Source organism: Prosthecobacter gellanilyticus (genome assembly GCF_007992435.1).
Lineage (GTDB): Bacteria > Verrucomicrobiota > Verrucomicrobiia > Verrucomicrobiales > Verrucomicrobiaceae > Prosthecobacter > Prosthecobacter gellanilyticus.
On sequence record NZ_BKAG01000050.1, the window covers coordinates 1 to 23,171 of the forward strand.

Annotated in this window: 21 protein-coding genes; 3 read left to right on the forward strand and 18 right to left on the reverse strand. The window is 60.3% G+C overall.

Going from position 1 to position 23,171, the window contains the following annotated elements:
• Positions 1–34 precede the first annotated feature (34 nt).
• The 3 genes from fabG to BGE01nite_RS23605 all read right to left on the reverse strand — a co-directional run bounded on the left by fabG (position 35) and on the right by BGE01nite_RS23605 (position 3,273).
• On the reverse strand, positions 35–781 hold the full coding sequence (gene fabG, locus BGE01nite_RS23595) for a 3-oxoacyl-[acyl-carrier-protein] reductase (RefSeq protein ID WP_146854368.1): 747 nt from the start codon (positions 779–781) through the stop codon (positions 35–37).
• A gap of 603 nt (positions 782–1,384) precedes the next feature.
• On the reverse strand, positions 1,385–1,882 hold the full coding sequence (locus BGE01nite_RS29735) for an RNA recognition motif domain-containing protein (RefSeq protein WP_146854370.1): 498 nt from the start codon (positions 1,880–1,882) through the stop codon (positions 1,385–1,387).
• A 266-nt stretch (positions 1,883–2,148) separates the two neighbouring features.
• Positions 2,149–3,273, reverse strand: a complete 1,125-nt coding sequence (locus BGE01nite_RS23605) for an AMP-binding protein (RefSeq protein WP_146854372.1) — start codon at positions 3,271–3,273, stop codon at positions 2,149–2,151.
• A gap of 824 nt (positions 3,274–4,097) precedes the next feature.
• On the opposite strand from BGE01nite_RS23605, the gene BGE01nite_RS23610 reads away from it, so the two are divergent.
• A complete protein-coding gene (locus BGE01nite_RS23610; RefSeq protein ID WP_170267008.1) occupies positions 4,098–5,579 on the forward strand; it encodes an Ig domain-containing protein in 1,482 nt (493 codons plus the stop codon).
• Positions 5,580–5,787: 208 nt separating this feature from the next.
• Here the strand turns inward: BGE01nite_RS23610 and BGE01nite_RS23615 are convergent, their stop codons facing one another.
• From BGE01nite_RS23615 to mutL, 12 genes are all read right to left on the reverse strand, one after another.
• Complete coding sequence (locus BGE01nite_RS23615; protein WP_146854376.1) at positions 5,788–7,203, reverse strand: DUF1501 domain-containing protein; 1,416 nt, start codon at positions 7,201–7,203, stop codon at positions 5,788–5,790.
• Positions 7,204–7,389: 186 nt separating this feature from the next.
• The gene (locus tag BGE01nite_RS23620; protein WP_146854378.1) at positions 7,390–7,860 is read right to left on the reverse strand and encodes an OmpA family protein; all 471 of its coding nucleotides are present in this window, start codon (positions 7,858–7,860) and stop codon (positions 7,390–7,392) included.
• Positions 7,861–7,871: 11 nt separating this feature from the next.
• Positions 7,872–9,077, reverse strand: coding sequence for a PD40 domain-containing protein (locus tag BGE01nite_RS23625; protein WP_146854379.1), 1,206 nt, complete (start codon positions 9,075–9,077; stop codon positions 7,872–7,874).
• Positions 9,078–10,115: a TonB C-terminal domain-containing protein gene (locus BGE01nite_RS23630; protein WP_146854381.1), complete on the reverse strand. Its 1,038-nt coding sequence runs from the start codon at positions 10,113–10,115 to the stop codon at positions 9,078–9,080. It abuts the gene before it with no gap.
• Positions 10,116–10,125: 10 nt separating this feature from the next.
• Complete coding sequence (locus BGE01nite_RS23635) at positions 10,126–10,533, reverse strand: ExbD/TolR family protein (protein ID WP_146854383.1); 408 nt, start codon at positions 10,531–10,533, stop codon at positions 10,126–10,128.
• Positions 10,530–11,333: a MotA/TolQ/ExbB proton channel family protein gene (locus BGE01nite_RS23640; RefSeq protein WP_170267009.1), complete on the reverse strand. Its 804-nt coding sequence runs from the start codon at positions 11,331–11,333 to the stop codon at positions 10,530–10,532. Before BGE01nite_RS23640 ends, BGE01nite_RS23635 begins: the two co-directional genes overlap by 4 nt.
• Positions 11,334–11,508: 175 nt before the next feature.
• Positions 11,509–12,297 carry a succinate dehydrogenase/fumarate reductase iron-sulfur subunit gene (locus tag BGE01nite_RS23645; protein WP_146854387.1) on the reverse strand — a complete coding sequence of 263 codons (789 nt, stop codon included), beginning with the start codon at positions 12,295–12,297 and terminating at the stop codon, positions 11,509–11,511.
• A gap of 27 nt (positions 12,298–12,324) precedes the next feature.
• Positions 12,325–12,909, reverse strand: coding sequence for a DUF6036 family nucleotidyltransferase (locus tag BGE01nite_RS23650; protein WP_146854389.1), 585 nt, complete (start codon positions 12,907–12,909; stop codon positions 12,325–12,327).
• Complete coding sequence (locus tag BGE01nite_RS23655; protein ID WP_146854391.1) at positions 12,902–13,189, reverse strand: hypothetical protein; 288 nt, start codon at positions 13,187–13,189, stop codon at positions 12,902–12,904. The genes BGE01nite_RS23650 and BGE01nite_RS23655 overlap by 8 nt, the downstream gene beginning before the upstream one ends.
• A gap of 15 nt (positions 13,190–13,204) precedes the next feature.
• Complete coding sequence (locus tag BGE01nite_RS23660; protein ID WP_146854394.1) at positions 13,205–15,118, reverse strand: fumarate reductase/succinate dehydrogenase flavoprotein subunit; 1,914 nt, start codon at positions 15,116–15,118, stop codon at positions 13,205–13,207.
• Positions 15,119–15,169: 51 nt separating this feature from the next.
• On the reverse strand, positions 15,170–15,880 hold the full coding sequence (locus BGE01nite_RS23665) for a succinate dehydrogenase cytochrome b subunit (RefSeq protein ID WP_146854396.1): 711 nt from the start codon (positions 15,878–15,880) through the stop codon (positions 15,170–15,172).
• Positions 15,881–16,081: 201 nt separating this feature from the next.
• The gene (gene mutL, locus BGE01nite_RS23670; protein WP_146854398.1) at positions 16,082–18,010 is read right to left on the reverse strand and encodes a DNA mismatch repair endonuclease MutL; all 1,929 of its coding nucleotides are present in this window, start codon (positions 18,008–18,010) and stop codon (positions 16,082–16,084) included.
• 112 nt (positions 18,011–18,122) lie between these two features.
• On the opposite strand from mutL, the gene BGE01nite_RS23675 reads away from it, so the two are divergent.
• Both BGE01nite_RS23675 and BGE01nite_RS23680 read left to right on the forward strand, forming a co-directional pair.
• Positions 18,123–18,455: a HesB/IscA family protein gene (locus BGE01nite_RS23675; protein WP_146854400.1), complete on the forward strand. Its 333-nt coding sequence runs from the start codon at positions 18,123–18,125 to the stop codon at positions 18,453–18,455.
• 121 nt (positions 18,456–18,576) lie between these two features.
• Positions 18,577–19,383, forward strand: a complete 807-nt coding sequence (locus tag BGE01nite_RS23680; protein WP_146854402.1) for a hypothetical protein — start codon at positions 18,577–18,579, stop codon at positions 19,381–19,383.
• A 399-nt stretch (positions 19,384–19,782) separates the two neighbouring features.
• On the opposite strand, the gene efp is transcribed toward BGE01nite_RS23680, so the two are convergent.
• The 3 genes from efp to BGE01nite_RS23695 all read right to left on the reverse strand — a co-directional run bounded on the left by efp (position 19,783) and on the right by BGE01nite_RS23695 (position 23,057).
• Entirely contained in the window at positions 19,783–20,349 is a 567-nt protein-coding gene (gene efp / locus BGE01nite_RS23685; protein ID WP_146854404.1) for an elongation factor P, read from the reverse strand.
• A 125-nt stretch (positions 20,350–20,474) separates the two neighbouring features.
• A complete protein-coding gene (locus tag BGE01nite_RS23690) occupies positions 20,475–21,326 on the reverse strand; it encodes an SMP-30/gluconolactonase/LRE family protein (RefSeq protein ID WP_146854406.1) in 852 nt (283 codons plus the stop codon).
• Between the two features lie 66 nt (positions 21,327–21,392).
• On the reverse strand, positions 21,393–23,057 hold the full coding sequence (locus tag BGE01nite_RS23695; protein WP_146854408.1) for a hypothetical protein: 1,665 nt from the start codon (positions 23,055–23,057) through the stop codon (positions 21,393–21,395).
• Positions 23,058–23,171 lie beyond the last annotated feature (114 nt).

The window sequence follows — 23,171 nt, forward strand, 5'->3', positions numbered from 1 at the left end:
TGGCGCGACTGCCGGAGGCCGCGAACCAATTAGATTACATCACCATGCCGCCGTCGACGGCTAGGACCTGGCCGGTGATGTAGCGGGCGTCGGGGCTGGCGAGGAAGGCGGCGGTGGCGGCGATGTCGTCGGCCTGGCCGAAGTCGCCGAGGGGGATTTTTTCGAGGATGGCGGCTTTGACTTTTTCATCGAGGACGCCGGTCATGTCGGTGGCGATGAAGCCGGGGGCGATGACGTTGGCGGTGACGCCACGGCCTGCGTATTCCTTGGCGAGGGACTTGGTGAAGCCGATGAGGCCGGCCTTGCTGGCGGCGTAGTTGGCCTGGCCGGCATTGCCGATGAGGCCGATGACGGAGGCGACGTTGATGATGCGGGCGCCTTTCTGCTTCAGCAGGCTGCGCTGGAAGGCCTTGATCATGTGGAAGGCGCCTTTGAGGTTGGTATCGACAACGAAGTCCCAGTCTTCCTCGCTCATGCGGAGGAGGAGGCCGTCCTTGGTGACGCCGGCGTTGTTCACGAGGATGTCCACATGGTCGAAGTCAGCGAGGACCTGCTTGCCGAACTCGGCGACAGCGGCGCCATTGCCGACGTCCACGGCATAGCCCTTGGCGGCGCCCGGATAGAGGGCGTTGATGGCATCCGCGGCGGCCTGGGAGTTGGCCTCGGTGCGGCTGGCGATGGCGACCTTGGCACCTTCGGAAGCGAATTTTTCAGCAATGGCTTTGCCGATGCCGCGTCCGGCACCGGTCACAACGGCGACTTTGTCTTGGAGTTTACCCATGGGTTCATCATGGCTGGGCATGATGGGCTGGCAAGGGCGGAGTCGGGGGATGGCGGGAGAAATGCCGGAGGGGAAGCCCCGAGGGGCACTCACCTAACATTGGTTAGGCTATCATGAGGTGTCATGGGACGCGATGCCGCTTGCTTGGCCCCAGAGCAACTGAACTCAAGGCAGCTGGACTGTGAAACGGAGAGCAACAGTCAGGCGGGCTGGGACAACCTCCCGGGATGGGGTTTTGAAGACCCCTCTTTTAGGGTAGAAAAAATTAAGGTAGGAAGATTCTTTTGGGCGGGGCTGATGGTTGATTCCATCAGCCTCACTGCCCAGACGTTTTTTAACCGCTGATTAGACGCTCATCAGACGCTGATAGGGATCCAATCATTGGCTTTCATTAGCGTCCTATCAGCGTCAAATTAGCGGTGAGAGACTCTGGGTTTTGGGAAGCTACCGCCTTTTTCCACAGCCCCTGAACTCAAGACAGCGAAGTTCAGAAACGAGGCTTTATGTTGTCCGGAGGCTAACATGGTGCGGGCATGAAAAAGGCGGAACCTGGTGCCCAGGTTCCGCCAAAGTTTTTGTGGTATTGTTGGTTGGGGGGATGGATTACCAGCGCTCTTCGCCGCCGCCACCGCCGCCGCCTTCATAACCGCCCTTACGACGGTCATCGCGCTCCCACTTCTTGCCGCCACCACCACCGCCGCCGCCGCCACCACCGTAGCCGCCGCGGCCTCCGCCGCCGCCACCACCGTAGCCACCGCCGCCGCCGCCACCACCGTAGCCGCCACGGCCTCCGCCGCCGCCGCCACCGAAGCCGCCACGACCACCACCACCGCCGCCGCCACCTGGGCGCTCTTCACGCGGACGGGCTTCATTGATGGCAAGCAAGCGACCACCAAAATCTTTGCCATTCAGGCCATTGATAGCAGCCGTCATCGATTCAGGGGTGTCCATGCTGACAAATGCAAACCCACGTGGGCGACCGCTGTCACGATCGATCGGCAGGAAGACATCCGTAACGCCGCCGTACTGCGAGAAAAGGTTTGTGATTTCCTCAGTGGTGGCTTTGAAGGGGAGGTTCCCCACATACATCTTGGTATTCATAATTGACTTTGAAGTTCGGGACCTGGCGTGCGGTCAGGAGGCTGCACCGGAGGTGTTTCAAACGGAGAATACCGAAGACGCACCTGAGATGCTGCTAATCCTTACCCTGTCACAGGTGGTCGCGGTCGGATGTTTAAGCTAAGCTGCCGCATCCCGGCAAGAACTTTGATCAGCGATTTTTTCGCTACACAGGCATCCAGAATTGTAGCGATTGGCGATTGGTGGCCCCGAACCAGAAGGATGGCAGGGTGGTTGTGACAAAAATGTTACAGCCCGGCTTCCACCAAGGCCCGCAGGGCTGGGGCATCCAGCTTCCCGAGGGGTGAGCGGGGAATCTTTGAAATTCTGACGATTTCAGAAATTTGGCAGAGGGGCTCAGTGGCGGCATTGAAGGGCGCCAGCAAAGCGGCGGCAGCATCGTCCTCCACCACGAGGACGAGACGGCTCTCCCGGCGCTGATCTGGCAGGGGAACAATGACCGGCAAATGAGCGACGCCCTGGGCAAGAGCGAGGGATTCCAGCCGAGCCTGCAAGGGGGCGAGGTGGATGAGCTCGCCTAGAATTTTGATAAAGCCCGACTCTCTTCCGACAAAGGCGAGCCAGTGTGTGCCGCCTAACTCCCAGTGTCGAACACGATCCCGGGTGACGAGTTCGGAACCCAAGGACTGCCATTGCCAGCCGCCATCAGACTGTCTGGTGGCATAACCACGCGCCAGGGCGGGTCCGTTGAGAGCGAGGCGGGATTGATCATCCGTGCGGACCTGCCAATGAGGGAGGACCTGGAGGCTTTCATGATCCACCGTTTCGGAAACTGGCTGGGTGGCGATCTGCGAGGCGGCCTCTGTCATGCCATAACTCTGAAACACGGGCCAGCCCAGTTCGCGAGCGGCTCTGGCGAGTTCCCGGGACATGCCGCCGCCGCCGATGATGGCCGCGCGCAGCCGTGGCGGACAGCGGAGTTTTTCGCGCACGAGGTCATGCACCTGGGCGGGAACCAGAGACACAAGGGTAATGCCCTGCCCGGCACACAGATCCAAGAAGCTCCGGGGATGCCAGCGAGACTCGTCCAGCACGATCTGCGAGCCGGAAAGATGCGCCCGCGCCTGGATGGCAAAGCCGCCGACATGATGGAGGGGCAGCGCGATGAGCCAGACATCATCTGCGGTGATGGCGAAGTGCTCGTTCACGGCCTGGCCGGAGATCAAGAACGCATCTTTGGTTAGGGCCACCCACTTGGGAGTTCCCTCGCTGCCGGAGGTTTGGAAGAAGCAAAGGCTTCTCATGCCCTGCCCTGCGGCCCACTCTGCCAGGCCATGCGCCTCCTCCCGACGATGCGGGTTTGTGGCGATGTGACACTCTTCCGAGGTCCAGAAATCAGCAGGCAGCAGCATGAAGGTAAGTGTTCATGCGGAGGCGGGCCAGTGGCAAGCGTGGGATTGGATGGCGGTGTCCAAAGGGTCCGCTTGGGTCTGTTGGCAGGGTACGGTAGCGAGGGGAGAGTGGAGAGCTATGAGTGCGCTTTTTTACAGGAGAATGGGAGTTTTGGAGGATGGGAAGGGGCAGGAGCCGTTGACGGTTCGTCCTTCGCAGAATGCTTCGGAAAATGGATGGTTTACAGTCGTTGCCGGGGATTGACTGTGGTTTCAGACGAGACAGAACGATCCGAGTCAATCCGACTGGATCCGACTTGCCTGGGACTGGCGAGATGAGGGGAAAGTAGGCCCACGGAACACAGGGAAAACGCGAAAGGGGGCCGAGAGCCATTGACGGCGGTTTCAGGAAAGGCGGCCGATCCGAGTCGATCCGACTGGATCCGACCTCGTCGATGGAATGGACGAGTGGAACTGGGGGAGTCGTGTGGCGCATTTTGCGGAGCGAGACGGCCGCTGTGCTGGAGCGCTTCGCTTCGGGGTTCTGCGAGGGAATCCGAGTCAATCCGACCAGATCCGGCCTGGAGGGGAGGTCGGAGGCGGGTGGAGGGGGCGGGGTCGTTAGCTCATCACACAGAGTGTGATGGCTACTATGGACGGATCCGAGTGAATCCAGGTGGATCCGGCTACATCAGAGCTTCTCGGACGTTTTAGAACTGGCCTGTGAAGGGCTGTTTTCTAACGTTTGATTCTCATATTTGAGCCGCAATGACTCAAGTAATATATAATTTTTATAAAAAGTCGTGGAATGTTCTGCAAAATCTATGATTTTTAAAGCCACCCTTATGAACTCAACCTTGTTTTCCTCGAGTTTTTGTGATCGCCAATCTCTGGCCCGCTGGTTTTTTACGGCCGTGATGAGCGTGCTGATGGCGACGGCCCAGACGGCCAGCGCCCAAGCTCCGACGCTGACTCCGTATGCGCCGGCCACCAACGGCATCGTGTCTCAGAAGTTCGACCACACCTTGTTGTACACGGGCACGGTCACGCGCTTTTCGGCCACGGGACTGCCTTCGGGACTGACACTGAATGCGACCACGGGGCGCCTGAGCGGCCAGCTGAATGTGGCGGGAAGTTATCACATCGTGATCTATGCCTTTAACGGCACCGCCAAGAGCACGCCGCTCACGATCGACTGGACGGTGAACCCTCTGCCTGAGGGCACGGTGGGCACTTATTATGCGCTGATCGACCGTCATGACTGGTACAATGGCGGTTACGGCGGATCCCTGCGCATCACGGTGACCAAGACGGGGACCTACAGCGGCACCATCACCCGTGGCATTCATCGTAACCCCGTGGTGGGACGTCTGGAGACCTGGCCGGGAGCCATCGATCCCCAGGGTATCTTCACGGTGGCCCGTCGCAGTCCTTACACGCCGCTGACGATCGACTTTGGTCTGCCGCTGGGTGGCAACTCGATCTACGGTACCCTGCGCGAGCCGAACGGCGATGTGATCGACCTCGACGGTCTGAAGACCTACACCAGCGCTGGCGGAACGCCGACCGCCTATGTGGGCCGCTGGAACACGGCCTATGAACTGCAGCAGGAGCAACGGGGCAATGCCACCTATCCGCAGGGCGCCAGCTGGGCCACGCAGACCATCAGCAAGACGGGCGTGGTGACGTGGGTCAGCCGCCTGGCCGATGGCACGAGCAATACCTTCAGCACGGACCTGCTGGTGGGTGGTGGAACGCTGGCGCATCTGATGCTGTATGGCTACGCTGGCTCTGTGCAGGGCTGGCAGTACTATGATGTGGAAGACGGCACCACGGTCGGAAACCTGGGCTGGGTGAAGTCAGCTAACTACACACGCTTCTATTCCGGCGGGTTTCCGCTGCATTACCTGACGGGAACGGGAGCGCGCTACACGCCGCCGCCGACCCTGAATGACATGATCTTTGGCATCGCGGCCGGAGTGAACAACGTGAGCCTCACCTTCACGGAGGGCGGTCTGGCCGGTCCCTACACGCAGGTCTTCAGCCTGGGGGCGCGCAATACGATCACCTTCCCTGCCGGCGCTGGAAATCCCTACGGCATCCGCATGACGATGAACCTTTCGACGGGCATCGTGAGCGGCTCGGGCACGGCGCTGGACTTCATCGAGAACCAGCCGACGAACTCCCGCAACGGGACCTTCAGCGCGCTGCTGATCCCTGGACGCGAGCAGGCGGTGGGACATTTCCTGCTGCCGGCGAGCCGGGCGAGCAATTCACAGATCCTTTCCGGCAAGCTGATCGGGCAGGAGTACTTTGTAGACAATTGATTTGGATGCGTTGTTTGTTAGGCCCATCATCCAGCCATCCTCATAAGTTTGTTTGTTGGGTGAAGGTTCTGTCTGCGAACGATAGCGGTGTCGACGAGGCAAGGGTGCCCTTGCCTCTCTGCCACCGCACTCCGGGACGCTGCGCGACTTCAGCGCCGTCCCTGCACCTTCACGCCTAACCAAATGTGAGCAGTGTAACCGGGCGGCTTTAGGCGAGAACGGGCTTCACGACGGTGCCGTGGATGTCGGTGAGGCGGTAGTCGCGGCCCTGGAAGCGGTAGGTGAGGCGCTCGTGATCGACGCCGAGGAGGTGCATGATGGTGGCGTTGAGATCGTGCACGTGGACGGGGTCTTTGACGATGTTGTAGCTGTAGTCGTCGGTCTCGCCATAGGTCATGCCGCCTTTGATGCCGGCTCCGGCCATGAACATGGAGAAGCAGCGCGGGTGGTGATCGCGGCCGTAGGTGGTCTCGCTCAAGGTTCCCTGGCTGTAGATGGTGCGGCCGAACTCGCCGCCCCAAACAATCAGTGTGTCATCGAGCAGGCCGCGCTGCTTGAGATCCTTGATGAGAGCGGTGGTGGGTTGGTCGGTGTCGTTGATCTGGCCCTGGATGGCTTTCGGCAGGCCGCCGTGATGATCCCAGCCCATGTGGAAGAGCTGGATGCAGCGGACATCACGCTCGGCGAGGCGGCGTGCGAGGAGGCAGTTGGCCGCATAGGTGCCGGGCTTCATGACATCCGGGCCATACATGTCGAGGATGTGCTGGGGTTCCTTGGACACATCTACGAGATCCGGCACGCTGGTCTGCATGCGGAAGGCCATCTCGTACTGGGCGATGCGGGTGAGGGTCTCGGGATCGCCAAACTGCTGGTGATCCTTTTGGTTAAGCTGGGAGAGCTCGTCCAGCATGCCGCGGCGGAGCTCGCGAGTGACGCCGGCAGGGTTTGAGAGATAGAGGACGGGGTCGCCTTTGTTACGGAACTTCACGCCCTGATGCTGGGTGGGCAGGAAGCCGCTGCTCCAGAGGCGGTCGTAGAGCGGCTGGTCATCGGGCCGGCCGGTGCCGAAGGAGGTCATGACCACGTAGGCGGGGAGGTCACGGTTCGTGCTGCCGAGGCCGTAGCTGAGCCAGGAGCCGATGCTGGGCCGACCGGCGAGCTGGCTGCCCGTCTGGCAGAAGGTGATGGCGGGGTCGTGATTGATGGCCTCCGTGTGCATGGAGCGGATGACGCAGAGGTCATCTGCCACGGTGGGGAGGTGCTTCCAGAGCTCGCTGAGCCAGGTGCCGCCTTTGCCATGCTGGGCGAACTTGAACATGGAAGGCGCGACCGGGAATCTCTTCTGCCCGGAGGTCATGGTGGTGAGGCGCTGGCCTTTGCGGATGGACTCGGGGAGGTCTTTGCCACGCTCTTTGGCCATCTGCGGCTTCGGATCGAAGAGGTCCATCTGCGAGGGCGCGCCGGACTGGAAGAGGTAGATCACGCGCTTCGCCTTGGGCGCATGATGCAGCGGGGTGTTCCCAGCCATGAGGGAGCCCAGAGCCGTGGAGCCGAGGGCCGCCGCGCTATTGCGGAGGAAGATGCGGCGGTTCAGGGTGTCCTGCAGGGCGAGCGGCGAGATCATGCGGTGGGTGGCGAAAGGCTGACCCAGGAGAAACGGTGATCGGGAGCACTGATCTTGCACAGGCCAAAGTAGTCATGCGCTTTAGCGCGTGAGAGCCGGTGAAACAGAGCTGTGGCCGAGTTCTTGAGAAAGGCGGAAGTCTGTTGTTAGACCAGAGCGGGTGCGGGCTGAAGCCCTGCACTACGTTTACTGCTGCTGGTAGACAATGACCACGCTGGAGGCGGGGGGGCTGTCGTAACCGTAGCCGACGGTCTGGAGGTTTGCGGCCTCGACACCGTTTTCAATGAGGTGCTGGCGCACGGCCTGGGCGCGGCGCTCTGAGAGGCTGCGGGCGAAGTCTTCCGGCAGTCCTGGAGGTGTGTGGCCGGCGATGAGGAAGCGCGGTTTCGACTTCGGCCAGTCAGCGATCAGAGGGGCGAGAGTCTTCTTATGAGCGCCGGTGACGGAGTAGCTCTCGTCATCAAATCCCAGGGCCGGGCAGGCAGGCTTGAGCGCGCCTTCGAGGGGGCTCTTGAAGCCATCGCGAGTGCCGAGGGCGAAGACGACGTTGGGTTCCTGCTCACCACCGAGCCTGGGAAGCTCAGGCAGGTGCTCGCAGGCACTGAGAAGCAGGGCCAGCGGCACAGTGAGGATGAAGCGAGGAAGAGCGGAAGACATGGAGAAGGCGGCTATTTCATCCAACGCGGCTCGGAGATCTGACCATGCTTTTCCAGGACCAGATGACGCAGTCCGGAAGCCAGCGAGTGCACATAGAGATTCCCGTGCTGCGCATAGCAAAGGGAGCGGCCATTCGGACTCCAGGAGGGATGAGAGGCGCCGCCATTCTGGATGACCTTCGCGGGACCATTCGGCCAGCCTTTGACCACCACGGCGAGCTCTCCGCCGATCCTGGTGGTGAAGGCCACGCTGTGGCCATCAGGTGAGAACTCAGGGTCCGTGCAGAAGCTGTAACCCGTGCGCCAGCGAATGAGCCGGGCCTCAGTCTGATTCGTCGCGGGAACTTCGGCGACATAGAGGCGCGGGCCATCGCCACGATCATCGGCAAAGATGACCTGCTTGCCATCGGGATGCCAGGCCGGGCTGCTGGGAGCGCCGGTAGTGTCACTGATACAGGCTGCGGTGCTTGTGGTTAGGTCCGTGACGAAGATCTCCGGATTGCCGAGGAAGCTCATGACCAGCGCGAGACGCTGCCCATCTGGAGAAAAGGCTGCCCCAAAACTGCTGCCGGGTGTGTCTGTCACGGTGCGCTCCCAGCCCTGCCCCAGATCCATCCACTGCACGACCGGGAAACCATTGCTGTAGCTGGTGTAGGCCACGGCGGTGCCATCGGCATTCAAGGTGGGCGAGACCGCGCCGTGACTGTGATGGGTGACCTGCAGCACTTCCTTGCCATCGGGATCACAGAGGTAGACCTGTTTGGATCCCGACTTGTCACTGACAAAGACGATGCGGCTGGTGGCGAGGCCTGGCTTACCCGTGATGGTGAGGATGACATCATCCGCGAGGGCCTTGGCATTTTCATCGAGGCCTGGGGCGGCATAGGTGCGGTCCAGTAGTTCCTTGCCCGAAGCATTGGCAACTTTGCCGGTGATGCGACCGCCAACGGAGTTGCCGGTGATGATGAAGTCGGGCTTCTCCTCTGTGATTTGAAACTCGCGCGTTGTGGTCAGCTCTGCCACGAGGGCCTGACGTGCGCTGGTGCCGGTGCCGCCTGCAAAGGCCGCGACACTCACGCGCTTCGGCTCAGCCTTCGCCGGCTTCGCAGCGGGCGTGTTCTTCCAAAACCGCAGCCAGGAAGGCAGCACATCCGCCTGTGCCGGGGCGAGCAACAGCGCGAAGAGGCAGAGGATGGAAGAGAGGCGGAGGGCTGGCATTTACTCGATCTGGAGATTCACCCGCACAGCGTAACGCTCTTTGCTGTAAGATGCAGGCAGAGACTCAGGAATCTTTGTGACGCGGGCGAGTACGGCACGCACGGAGGCGTCCAGCGCCTCAGAGCCCGAGGGTGTGACAAGCACGGCATCCTTTACGGTGCCATCTTTCAACACTGCCAGTTCCACACTGACATGACGATGGTTCACCGGCACAAGGTCGATGGAGGGGGGGCTCCAGGCGTTCATCAGAGTTTTCTGAAGTGCTCTTTCCACGGCATCCAGGCCTGAGGCGTCCACACTCGCCTTCCGGGTTCGCTCGAAGTCGTTGAGCTTCGCGATGTCCAAGAGCCGGAGAGTGGGCTCGGTGGGAACGGGCGGTGCATCGACGATGGCGGAGAGCGTGATGTATTTGTTTGCCTCGCGTCCCTGCCCTGGCTGAACCGGCGGTGGGCCTGGCGCTACTGCTGCCGTTGCTGGAGCTTTGTCCTGCTTCACCGCCGGTGCCTGAGGCTGAGACTGCATCGTGACAGGTGGCAGAGAGGGGGGGGATGCCCCGAGAATCTGCGCGGCGAGACCAGGCTTCACGCCATTCATGCCCGAGGTGGAGCCGATGGAGTTCTGCAGGAGGGTCAAAGTATCTGGAGGCAGCTGGAGCAATGCCGACGGGCTTCCCGAGGGAACCAGACTCACTCCTGAAGCCGACAGCGAAAGCCCGGCTCCCTCGTTCTTCGCCACTGTGGCAGGCTTGGCGGGAGTCGGCGCCGGTGTGGCCGCAGCTGGCTGAGGTGGGGGAGAGGCTGGTTTCTCCGCTGTCCTGGGTGCCTCGTCTGGAAGCTCCAAAGGCATGGGAGCGCCCACGAAATCCGCAGGTGTGCGCCAAACCAAATTTGCCGGAAGAGGGGATGCCGGCTTGTCTTTGGACGGAAGCATGGGCAGCAAAATCCAGAGCAGCATGCCACCGAGCACGTGCAGCAGTCCGATCCCCACGAGGGCCGGTGTCAGCGGCTCGAGCGACGCACGATGAGAGGTGGCGGCCATGATGAGGGGATCACGGGGACTTCTGAGGGCGGTCGTTCAGCACGGCCGTGTGCTTCACGGCGGCAGCGCGCAGAGCATCCATGATCTCCAGCAAGGCTGAGGCCTGCAGGTTGGCTGGAATACGCACCACCACACCTGTTTCCGGAGCCACCGCCATGCGCATCTTCAGCGCCGCGATCAACTCCCGATCCGTGATCGATTCTCCGGCGAGGGTCAGCTTGAGGTCAGGTGAGACGACCAGCTCGATGGTCTTCTTGGGCTGGCCCGCCGGGGTTTCCTGGAAGACTTTGCTTTCAGAGCGCAGCGCTGGCACAAGGACCACCACCGTCAGCAAAAGCAGCAGCATCAGATCCAGCAGCGGCGTGATCTGGATCTCCGCATTGATCAGAGGCAGTTGGTGGCTGGAGTAGCGTTTCATGCGCGGGTCGGGCTGCGCTCCGCCACAGTGCTCGGTCTCGGCATGGCCGGTGCGCCGAGAGTTCCGAGGCTGGGCAGATACTCCTCCACTTTCCGGTGATCGACAAACTGGCGGTCAAAGAGGCCGCTGAGCTCCGAGGCAAAGTTATCCATGCGCACCAGGATGGCACGGATGCGGGACACCATGGCATTGTGACCGATGAGGCTCGGGATCACCACCAGCAGTGCGACGATCGTGGTGATCAAAGCGGAGCTCGTTCCTTCAGCGAGCATGCTTTTGTCCCCGGCATCGAGAGCGGAGAAGACCTCCAGAAGTCCGGCCACTGTGCCCAGAATACCCAGCAGCGGTGCCACCGAGATCGCAGTGGCCACCAGACTCAGGCGCGTTTCCAAACGCAGCGCCGTGCTGCTCACAGTGCGCTCCATAGCATTCTGGACGGAGCCCATCTGGCTCGGAGAGATGCGGCCCGCGCCTTGCAGACGTGCGGAGAAGCTTCTTCCCGGCTCCTCCTCACCCACCAGATGGAAGGCGAGCTCGCGGCAGGCGGCGTGATAGAGGTAGTAGAGCGGCGAGAGCTCCACTTGCTCCTTGGTCAGGTAAATCGCCAGCGGATGCGGGCTGTCATGGAAGCCGCTCAGGAATCGACGGTTCGCACGATCCGTGCGATTGAGGAGGATCCACTTCATGAGCAAGGCCGACCAGCTGATCGTGGAAAGCACGGCCAAAAGTCCCAAAATGCCCCAGGCGAGTGGGGTGATATGATCCAGGCCAAATTTAAGGCCGCCAACGAAAGAGAGCATGGGATCAAACATCACGAATAAAGGCTGAGTCAGTTAATCAACCTTGATTGTCGGGCGTCAACCATGAGTTGACGGCAGGGTGGATTTCCTGCCGCCTCTCTAATACGTCATGGCATCCGTCTTACGTGGCACTGAATGCCACTTTGGACAGAAAAGGGACACGGTTCTGCGGAGATTACTCCCCGCCTTCCGCACGCTCCTGCTGGCCGACGAAGGCTTCCTTCATCGCTGCCACGGCATAGTCGCGGTTCAGCTTGGTGATCCAGCGCACGCTGATGCCCTTCGGGCAGGCGGCCTCGCACTCATACTGGTTGGTGCAGTTGCCAAAGCCTTCTTTGTCCATCTGGCGCACCAGTGCCAGTGTGCGACGGTCCTTCTCAGGCTTGCCTTGCGGAAGAGAGTTAAGCTGACCCGCCTTCGCGGAGACGAAGAGCATGGCGCTGGCATTTTTACAGGCAGCGACGCAAGCACCGCAACCGATGCACTCAGCAGCGTCCATGGCGGCATCCGCCACTTCCTTGCCGATCAGGATGGCATTCGCATCTGGCGCAGCACCCGTGCGGACGGTGACAAAGCCACCCGCCTGCTGGATGCGGTCAAAGCCGCTGCGATCGACGATGAGGTCCTTGATGACCGGGAAGGCAGAGGCGCGGAAGGGCTCGATCCAGATCGTGTCCCCCGTGCGGAACTTGCGCATGTGAAGCTGGCAGGTGGTCGTGGCCTTCTCAGGACCATGAGGCACGCCATTGATCTGCATGGAGCAGGCACCGCAGATGCCTTCGCGGCAGTCATGATCAAAGGCCACTGGCTCCTGCCCTGCTGAAATGAGGCGCTCGTTGACGATGTCCATCATCTCCAGGAAGGAGGCATGATCAGGAATCTCAGGAGCTTCGATGTCCTGAAAATGACCGGACTGGCCGCGGTTCTGGCGCCAAACTTTGAGGTGAAGGTTAAGGAGGGACATGGGATGACGTGTAGATGTATGAAAAGGTTAGGAAGCCAGGGCAAGCTGATCAATTTCCTCGCTGATCTGGCGGAGATTCAGATGAATCCAGCGGGTATCGCCCACGTAGTAGTCGAGCGCTTCCACTGCCCGCTTTTGAAGCTCGGGCGAAGTCAGACGGCAGTGTCTGGCAAGATCACGGATGTCCTGCTGATCAATCGATGTGAAACGAGATATTTTGGACACAGCAAGATCCAGCGGGCTGAAGACCCGCAGATGAATCAACCGTTTCTCATTACCCATTCCCTGCCACTCGACGGAATCCTCACGATGATCCGGATGGAGGAGAGCGAAGGTGTCGTTGTAAGTCGGATCAAGATAGATGGAGGAGCGAGTATTGTCCTCACGCAGATACTCCACCACCAACTCCTTGTAGGGCAGCAGGAATCGATGAGAGAAACTCGCATCCACATCCTCGGTATAGCGAGTGCCGCAGTGGTAATGAACAGCCATTCCCCCGGCGAGATACATCTGCAGAGGCTCACCCGCATAGTCGCTGGCACGCAAGACAGCGTCCAGTTTGTCCATCAAGGCACTCATGGCCTGAGTCAGTTCAGGATGCAGCTCATGCATGGCCGATCCTCCTTTTGAGAAGGTTGGAGAAGCGAGCGCAATCGAAACCGATGCGGCTCACAAGATCGGAAAAACTCACATCGGCACCGTCAAGAATGCGGTGCCCCAAAGCGATGAGGGATTGACGGTGCCCAAACCAGTCCACGCCGCCTAGGAAGAGGCAGACGGCAGCCATCTCATCCCGCGACACCGGCTTTGGGCCAAGCCAAGCCGACTCCTGGAACGCACCGTGCTGGTGCGCACAAAAGTCGAGTAGCTGGGCTTCGGTATCGCGAGTCATTTCAGGAGAGAGGGATCACTTGTAGCTGCGCACGGCGAGGTGCACTTCCTCGAAGGTGAGAGGCTCTTTGTTCAGCGTGGGCTTGGCGAGGTCGCCGGAGTATTCCCAAGCGGCGACGTGGCAGAAGTTTTCGTCGTCGCGTTTGCACTCGCCTTCTTCCTGGTGCTCGACGCGGAAGTGACCGCCACAGCTTTCCTCACGCGTGAGGGCATCCTGGCAGAGCAGTTCGGCGAACTCCATGAAGTCGGCCACACGACCGGCCTTCTCGAGCTCTGGGTTCGCGGCATCACCGGAACCTGGGACGAAGACGTTGTTCCAGAACTCCTCACGCAGTTCAGGGATGCGCTTGATGGCCTCGGTGAGGCCGGCCTTGTCACGGGCCATGCCGCACTTGTCCCAGACCAGCAGGCCGAGTTCGCGATGGAAGCTGTCCACGCTGCGCTTGCCTTTGTTGTTCAGGAAGCGGTTCGTGCGGGCCTTCGCATCTTCCAGCGCGCGCTGGAACTCAGGATGGCTGGTGGTCACCGCACCTGGCTTCTGGGTGACGAGGTAAGGTGCGATGGTGGTCGGAATAACAAAGTATCCGTCCGCGAGACCCTGCATGAGGGCGGAGGCACCCAGGCGGTTCGCACCATGGTCGGAGAAGTTCGCCTCACCCAGCACGTGCAAGCCCTGGAGGTTGCTCATGAGGTTGTAGTCCACCCAGAGGCCGCCCATGGTGTAGTGCACCGCAGGGTAGATGCGCATTGGCTGCTTGTAGCCGCTCTCGCCGGTGATCTTCTCATACATGTCGAAGAGGTTGCCGTAACGTTCGGCGATCGTCTTCTGACCAAACTGATTGATGGCTTCCGCGAAGTCGAGATACACGCCGCGTCCACCAGGACCAACGCCACGACCATCGTCACAGGCTTCCTTGGCCGCACGGGAGGAAATGTCACGCGGGGCGAGGTTGCCGAAGCTCGGGTATTTGCGCTCGAGGTAGTAGTCGCGAGCTTCTTCAGGGATCTGGGAAGGAGCCTTGCCAGCATCCGCGGCATTCTTCGGCACCCACACGCGGCCGTCGTTGCGGAGCGACTCGGACATGAGAGTCAGCTTGCTCTGATAGTCGCCGCTGACCGGAATGCAGGTCGGGTGAATCTGGGTATAACAAGGATTGGCGAAGTAAGCACCTTTCTTGTGCGCGCGCCAGGTGGCCGTCACGTTGCAGCCCATGGCATTCGTCGAGAGATAGAAGACGTTGCCATAACCGCCGGTGCAAAGCAGCACCGCATCACCCGCATGGGACTCGATCTTGCCGGTGACGAGGTCACGCGTGATGATGCCCTTTGCGTGGCCGTCCACGACCACCACGTCCAGCATCTCGGTGCGCGAGTACATCTGCACGCCACCGCGGTTGATCTCCTTGTTCAGCGCGGAGTAGGCGCCGAGAAGCAGCTGCTGCCCGGTCTGGCCGCGAGCATAAAACGTGCGGCTCACCTGCGCACCACCAAAGGAGCGGTTCGCAAGACCACCACCGTATTCACGGGCAAAGGGCACGCCCTGCGCCACGCACTGGTCGATGATGTTCACGCTGACTTCAGCGAGACGATGCACGTTGGCCTCACGAGCGCGGAAGTCGCCACCTTTGACGGTGTCATAGAAGAGACGATGCACGCTATCGCCATCGTTCTGGTAGTTCTTCGCGGCATTGATGCCCCCCTGCGCGGCGATGGAGTGCGCACGACGCGGGCTGTCCTGGAAGCAGAAGCACTTCACATGGTAGCCCAGTTCCGAAAGTGTGGCCGCTGCTGCCGATCCGGCAAGCCCGCTGCCCACGACGAGCACGGTGTACTTGCGCTTGTTCTTCGGGTTGATGAGCTTGGAGTCCTGCTTGTGCTTGGACCACTTCATGCCCATCGGGCCGGAGGGAATCTTGGAGTCTATTGCCATGAGGAGTAAGAGCTGAGGACGAGGAGCAGTGGGCGAAGAGTAAGAAAGGGATTAGCGACCGTAGCCGAAGAGCCAGATGGCGACCGGGATGGAGCAGTTGCCCACCAGGATCAGCGTCGCATACAGGTGGCCGAAGGTCTTGAACATCGGCGCATTGCGATGCGTGGTGAAACCCAGGGTCTGAAACAGGCTGCTCACCCCATGGCTCAGGTGGCTGTAGAGCAGGCCCATGGCGATGATGTAGAAGATGGAGGCTGGAGCCCAGGAGAAGCCATCGATGACCATCTTGTACACATTGTGCACTGTCTCGCCATGCAGGTCAGTCTTGTAGGCAGCACCGTTGTAGTCATTGCCAGCGCGGATGGTGAAGTGCAGCAGATGATAGATGATGAAGGCCAGCAGGGTCAGGCCGCTCCAGATCATGGTGCGGGAAGAGGTGCTGGAGACCTGGAACTTGTGCTTCGCATACGCATCACCACGAGCAGCGCGGTTCTGCCTGGTGAGCTGAATCGTGGCGATGATGTGCACCACCACGGCAGCCAGCAGGCCCAGGCGGGCAATCCATACACCGACACCATGCAGAGATGTCTGCAGAAGGTGGCCGTATTCATTGATGGCATCCGGGCCTGCGAAGACCAGGAGGTTGCCGATCATGTGGCCGAGCACAAAGACCACAAGGACCGCGCCAGTCAGGGCGACGAGAAGTTTCTTGCCGATGGAAGAAGCGTAAAAACGGAAGAGGGGGTCAAAAACAGCGCTCATGGGTGGTGCGAAAGTTCATCTTTGTCATGCGGAGTGTCATGGCAAGTGCGACCTCATATTTCCACATGAATTTCATGCATGGCTTGTTGAGTATGATTCGCATTTTTCACCTCTGCTAACGTAGGGTTGGCAATCAATGCGCATCCCTTGTCGAGGCTCATTCAGCGACCCTGAATCCGAGTAGGGCAGAAAGGCTGTGCTCTAAGGCCCCACACGGCCAAACTTCTTCTCCAGCTCCTTCAGGGACATCTGGATGAGCGTGGGCCGGCCATGCGGGCAGCAGTAGGGCATCTCACAGGCGAAGAGATCCCGCAGCAGGGCCTCGATCTCCGGCATGGAGAGCTTGTCGTTCGCCTTGATGCTGTGGCGGCAAACCGTGGTGGCGATCATGTCTTCCCCGAGTCTCAGCGAGGACCCCTTGGCACTGAGTGTCTGCAGCTCTTCAATCACCTGGTCCAGCCAGGTCACCGGATCATCGGTTTTCAGGAAGGTGGGCAGCGCTTCGACCTTGAAGATATTAGGACCAAACGGCTCCACCTCGATACCCAGGCGGGCCAGCGTTTCCTGATGACGGCGCAGGATGTCCGCATCACGCGGCGTGACCTGCAAGGTCAGCGGCATCAATAGGCGCTGCGAGGGCACCCCGCCCTGCTCCATGGCGCGGCGCATCTTTTCAAAGTTCACGCGCTCATGCGCCGCATGCTGGTCCATGAGCACCAGCCCCTCATCACTCTCCAGCAGGATGTAGAGGCGATGCAGCACGCCCAGGATGCGGAACCGGGGCATCTCGACCTCACGGGTCGGCTCCTGAGGATCTGGTTGAGCTTCTGTCCCCTGCTCTTCTGGCTCCGTTCCAGATTCCACGTCCACCTTCGACAGAGGTTTCGCCGCCTCCACGACAGGCGGCTTGGGACGCTCGGCAGCCACCTCGGCCACAGGCGTTGTCCTGGATACCGGCATCACGGACCTATTAGGCAAAGGCGCCGGACGCGGCGCAGGCATCGTGATGGGCGTCTCGGACTTGAGCACCAACGACGCCGGGGTGTGCAGCGCAAAACTCTGCTGCTGCGGCACCGCGATCTGCGGTGGCAGGGGGCGGGCCATTTGAGAGGGCGGCACGTGCCCCTGGGGCAGCTTGTTCGCAGCCTCCAGCGCACGGCTCACCGCCTTGGCCAGGGCATCGCGCACCGCGAAGCCATCATGAAAGCGCACCTCGCGCTTGGCCGGGTGCACGTTGATGTCATAGCCCTCGGCATCCATCTCAATGAAGAGCACCGTCACCGGATGCTGCCCCTTCATGAGGGAGGTGTGGAAGCCCTCGCGCAGGCCGTAGTTGATGGAGCTGCTCTCAATGGGCCGCCCGTTGAGGAAGGTGATCTGCTGCTGGCGATTTGACCGGCTCAGGCCCGGACCACCGATGTAGCCCCAGACACGGATACCCTTGTGCTCTGTGGGCTCCACCTTGATCAGGCGGCTGGCCAGTTGATCCCCCACCAGACCGCGGACACGGTCCAGGGCATCTTTCGTCGCCGGCAGATGAAAGGCCACCGATCCATCCCGGATCAGGGTGAAGGTCACCTCCGGATGCGCCATCGCATGCACGATGAACTGCTGCTCGATGTGCGAGTATTCAGTGGCTTCCGTCCGCAGGAACTTCCGCCGGGCCGGCACATTGAAGAAGAGGGAGCGCGCCTCGATCAGCGTCCCGGCGGCCCCACCGTAATCCTTCACCGCGCTGAGTTTGCCGCCATTGATCTCCACCTCGGTGCCGCTGAGAGCTTCTTTCTCCCGGGTGGCAATCCGGAAACGCGTGACACTGGCGATGCTGGGCAGCGCTTCACCTCGAAATCCGAAGGTCAAAATGGCCGCGAGATCCTCCTTGGTCCGGATTTTGCTCGTGGCATGCCGCTCAATGCTCAGCAGCGCATCTTCACGATTCATTCCACAACCATCATCCACCACGCGTATCATCGCCGTGCCGCCGCGCTGCACCTCCACCGTGATGTGCGTGGAGCCAGCATCCAGGCTGTTTTCCACCAGTTCACGGATTACGGCGGCGGGCCGCTCCACCACCTCTCCCGCAGCCACCTGGCTGGCCAGCGCATCGGGAAGGATTCGAATTTTCGACATAACGATGAAACAATGAAAAAAAAGAAAGTTAGATCACCGTAATCCTTGCATGTGACAAGCGCCTGTGAAAAGGGCGCACCACACAAATCATCTGCTGCGTTACCCTTTCGCGATGATATCTCTGACCGACACTGCCGCTCTACACCTCCGCCAATTGCTTGTGGAAAAAAATGCCCCAGCAAGCGCAGGACTGCGTGTGCGGGTCGAGAAAGGCGGCTGCGCCGGCTGGCAGTACACGATGAAGGTCGACGAGCCAGGACCGGCCGACCAAATCTACACCCATCAAGGGGTTTCTCTGATAGTTGATCCTGAAAGTCTGGTTTTTCTAAACGAAAGCCGGATTGATTATGTGGAGGCGCTAAATGACTCCGGTTTTAGAGTCGAGAATCCCAATGCCGCTCGAAACTGCGGCTGCGGCACCTCCTTTGAGCCGAAGGCAGCCTAGATGCCTCATCCGCAATGCTTTATTTCAACTTATTCACAAAATAATCTTTCCTTTTTCCGCTTAACCAGTAAAATTGGACAAGATCTATTCCGATAATTTCAATACTTTTCTCAATTTTGTCATGCACATTCGATTCTTGAGCGACGGCAGCGAATTCCGCTCCTATGGAGGCGGCAATTTCTCCAAGAAGAAGGAGGGCAACGGCGGCATCTTTTGGTGGGCAATTCTGATCACCCTGCTCATGGGAGCCGCTACATTCTCCTGGTTTTTCAGCATCATGGTGTTCCAGCACCCTGAGAAGCCCTTCAACTACAAGATGCTGGCCAAGTTCAATAAGCTTGAGCCGCTGCGCCCATTCACCACCTTCACGGTGCCAAATGGCAAGAAGGTCAATGCACGTGAGCTGCTCACTGAATTTTATCCCTACAGCGCCGAGCAGATGGCGGTGAAGAATGATGTGCTGAAGCGCTCCTTCATCCGCAACTACAAGCATGAGAAGCCCCTCTATGTAGTGGGCAACTACAAAGTGCTGAGCCTGCGCATGCTGACTGACAAGGATGTCGTCTCTGAAGGCTGGGTGGTGCGCGCACGTGCCACGGATCTCGAAGATGTGGATGTCGAGATCATCATGCCAGGTCTCACGGTGAAGGATGAACCCTTCCGCGTCGGCGATGTTGTTGCCATCGACGGCAACAAGCCGCAGGTCACCGCACTGCATGTGCAGCGCATGGATGGTGATCGCATCTGCGTGACCACGATGCCGCTCGCCTACACCAACTTCACCAACGCCACCGCCACGCTCAAGATGACTCCTCCAGAACTTCTGAACATGGACGCCTACTGGCCCGTGACCCGCGACACTGGCTCCGCCATGGCCGCCGAGACCTCCGAGCTCGCTGACGGCACCGAGGTTGCCGCGAAAAACTAACTAAAAAGTTCTTTTGGTTACGCCAGCGATGACGTGACACCAAAGAAGCCGCGGCCATCGCTGCGGCTTCTTTGTTTTGGTAAAGCGAATTCAATGACAGCAAAGTTGGTTTGGCCTCAGCGAAGTCGCGGCAGCGTCCCGGAGTGCGGTGGCAGAGAGGCACGGGCCACCGTGCCTCTCTGCCACCGCTAACGTGCGCACACCTCATCTCCGCATAACAAAAGATGCTCCACGCACACAGCGGTATCGCGCTCGAGCGCTCCCCCGCCCACACGACACTTCACGCCACTCCCGCACTCCATCTCCACATCGCTCCCGCCACCCCCTCCCCCAACAAAAAAGCCGCAGCATCACGCTGCGGCTTTTTGAATGAATGACACCACTCGCGTGGTCGCAAAATTAGTTGGACCGGCCGAGGTAGGAGTTGTCCTCGGTCTTCACACTGATCTTGTCGCCAGGACCGATGAAGAGAGGCACCTGCACCACGAGACCGGTTTCCAGGGTCGCTGCTTTGTAAACGTTGTTAGCCGAGTCACCCTTCACACCTTCAGGAGCTTCGGTGACCTGCATGACCACAGAAGCCGGAAGCTCGATGCCGATGGCGAGGCCGTCAGCGAACTGCACGGTGTACTTCTGGCCTTCGATGAGGTAGTCCTTGGAATCGCCCACAGCGTTCTCGCTCAGGATCACGTCCTCGAAAGTCTCAGGGTGCATGAAGTGGTAGCCGTCGCCGTCCTTGTAGCTGAACTCATGAGGATTGCGCTCCAGGTTCACAGACTCCAGGGACTCGTTGGAGGTCATGCGCAGGTTGTACACCTTGCCAGTGCTGAGCGTGCGGATGGACATCTGCACGTAGGAAGCCATGCGCGGAGGGGTCTTCAACTCAAACGCGGAGACGAGGCAGACTTCATTGTTGTACCGCACGGCGTGGCCCTTGCGGAGATTGATGACGGGGGTGGAAGGCATAGGAGCGGGCGTGTTTAGGCAGATGCGCGGGGAAAGCAAGGGCCAATACACGCCCCATGCCTGCCCGATGGGGCCTTCAGCCCCAGGACGCACGGATTGAACGCAGTTCCCACTCCCCGCCAAGATCAGCCCGCGAAGGCATCCGAAGGCACCCCACGGGCACCCGGACGGCAGACAAACAGGCGTCCGGCCAGTTCCTCCGTCAGCCCGGGCTTCAGGCCGGTAGTGACGTAGAGATCCCCCAGATCCGGACCACCAAAGGCGCAGGCGGTAGTCTCCACGCAGGGGAAGTTGATCTGGTCGACCACCTTTCTCGTCCCTGGGTCAAAGCACACCACCTTCGCCCCATGGCAGAAGGCAATCCACAGGCGGTCCTCGCTGTCGATCGTCATGCCGTCCGGGCTGCTGGAATCCGCGCTTGTGTCCCAGATGACCCGCTCGTTGGAGATGGCGCTGGTTTCTCGGTCGAAGTCAAAGGCGCGCACCTTTTTGCTCGGGGTGTCGATGTAAAACATCGTGCTCGCGTCCTTGCTCCAGATGATGCCGTTGGAGTTCGTCACCGGACCAAACTTCTTCTCGATCCGCAGATCCGTGTGCAGGCAGTACAGCGAGCCTTCCGGCTGTTTCTTCAAGCAGATGCTCCCCGCCCAGAAACGACCGGCAGGATCACACTTGCCATCATTGAAGCGATTGTCCGGCATATTGGGTTCCGGATCACCGATGTAGGTGCTCTCGCCTGTCGCCTCATTGAGGAAATAGATGCCTGTGTCACCAGCCCACACGAGACCGCCTTTGGCACGCGGCACCACGGTGCCCACTCGCTGGCCTACATCCCAGAGCTTCTCAGTCTGCGTCACGGGGTCATAAGCCACGATCTTGTAGGACTCGATGTCCACATAGAGGAGTCGGTTTTGGTGCCAGATAGGGCCTTCGCCCCAAACAGAAACGTGTGTGCCGACAGGTGTGACTTCGATCATAAGGCCGCGTATTGGCCGCAACCGCGGGACACGTCAAGAGCAGAGCCATTCAAGCCCGCCCATGTCTCATTGGGCCACAATGGCCTGTAGTAGCGCCTTATGGTCCGCCTGCATGTCCTGAATTGGCAGTTCCAGCAGCAACTGGCTGCACTCCTTGATCTCGATCTGATTCGGCGAGCCCTCGTAATAACAAAGATCGAAAAGCGGGATGGCTTCCGCAGCCGGGATGGCACGCAGCGCCATCTTTGTCACCACGAGCCGGGAATCCGCACGCTCGGGCGGATCCAGGATGAGCCACTGGATCATCTCCTTGTAAGCCGGGCTTCCCATGGCGGCCACACTGCTCCCGCCCTGAATCAGCCGCTCGTTCTCACGGAAAGTACCGTCCTTGACCAGCCTTACCAGACGGGCCACGTCCTGATGCTGGCTGGCAAACTCCAGCGCGGCTTTTTTGCGTGCCTCCAGCTTCGTCAGGCCACCTGACTCCGCAGGTGCCACACGCGCCGCAGGACTCGCGGCCGCCACGGCCAGCAAGGCAGGCTTTTCAGCCACTGCCACGGACCTGGCCTTGGACAAAGGTGAAGGCGCCCTCTTCAGCAGCGCCTGCAGCTTGCGCAGGGATTCGCGGATCGGCGGTGCCGGCTCAGCCTCTTCCACCAGCACAGCAGCGGTGGAAACAGCCGCTGTCACAGGCCTCTCGACCTCCACCTTCTTCTCGACCATCTGAGTGACATAGACAGGCACTTCCTTGACCTTGGCCTCAGGCAGATTGGTGTATCCCAGCCACGCCAGGGCCGCCGTGGCAGCCACACCCAGGACAAGCCCCAGACCAAAACCACCCCGGGACTTTTTCACGGGTTGAGGCGCTGCCTTGACGGAAGCCGCCGCAGCTTCTGGATCACGCCATAGATCCCACCAGCAGCCTGGAACTGTGTTTTGGAAGAGACTCAGATCGACCTCCTCGGCAGGGCGTTTGCGCGCCAGATGCCCCAGCGCCATGCGCGCTTCTGTGGTGTCCCAGTGCCAGTCCCCCGCAGGCTCCCGCAAACGACGGTTCCAAAACACCCTCTCCTCCGGCACACAGCCTTCCAGCAGACCTCCAGCATCCACCCACTGGCGGGCATCCCGCATCAACGCCGTGTCAGCCGCATTGATCATCTTCGGCGCCGCTGCCACCAGCAGGCGCTGCGCCAGCACCGGCCGCAGGATGCCCAGCAGTCCAGCCACCACCGCCATGATGCGCGCGCTTTCATGAGTCTGCTGCCTCGGCTCCTCGGCCAGCAGGGCATCACCCAGTTGCTTCAGCTTGTGCGTCTCTCCCTGCCGGACCCATTGGGTCAAAACCAGCGTGGTGAGATCCGCGAACCCTTGGCGCAGCTCAGAGGTCAGTTGCGCAGGCTGCACCAGGGAGGAAAGCCACAGCCCCTTGTCATCGAAACTCTCGATCAAGGAATTGACCGCCGCCTTCGTGGCTTCAGGAGTCGTGAAGGAGGTCTCAAAGAACTGCTCCAATCCTGACTCGCCCAGATCTTTGGCCGCCAGAGCCGTGCTTGGAGTGCCTGCAGCGCGGGTCTCGCTGCCCTGGCTCAGAGTGTCGTCATCCATCGGCATTGTCGGGGTTCCTTCATCTCCCGCCTCTGTTCTGGGCGCGGAATCATCCGAAGCCAGATCCTCCACCATGTAGGTGGAATCAGGATTACCGGGAGAGGAGGAGAAAAGCTCGTCGGGCATCAGCGTGTTCAATCAATCCACCGCATGAGCGGGGGAAGAGCAAGCAAGAACCTTGCCTGTCGGGGATTACCCTTTAGTAGCATCTCCCTGCCCCCGGCCTCAGTCACCTGAGGC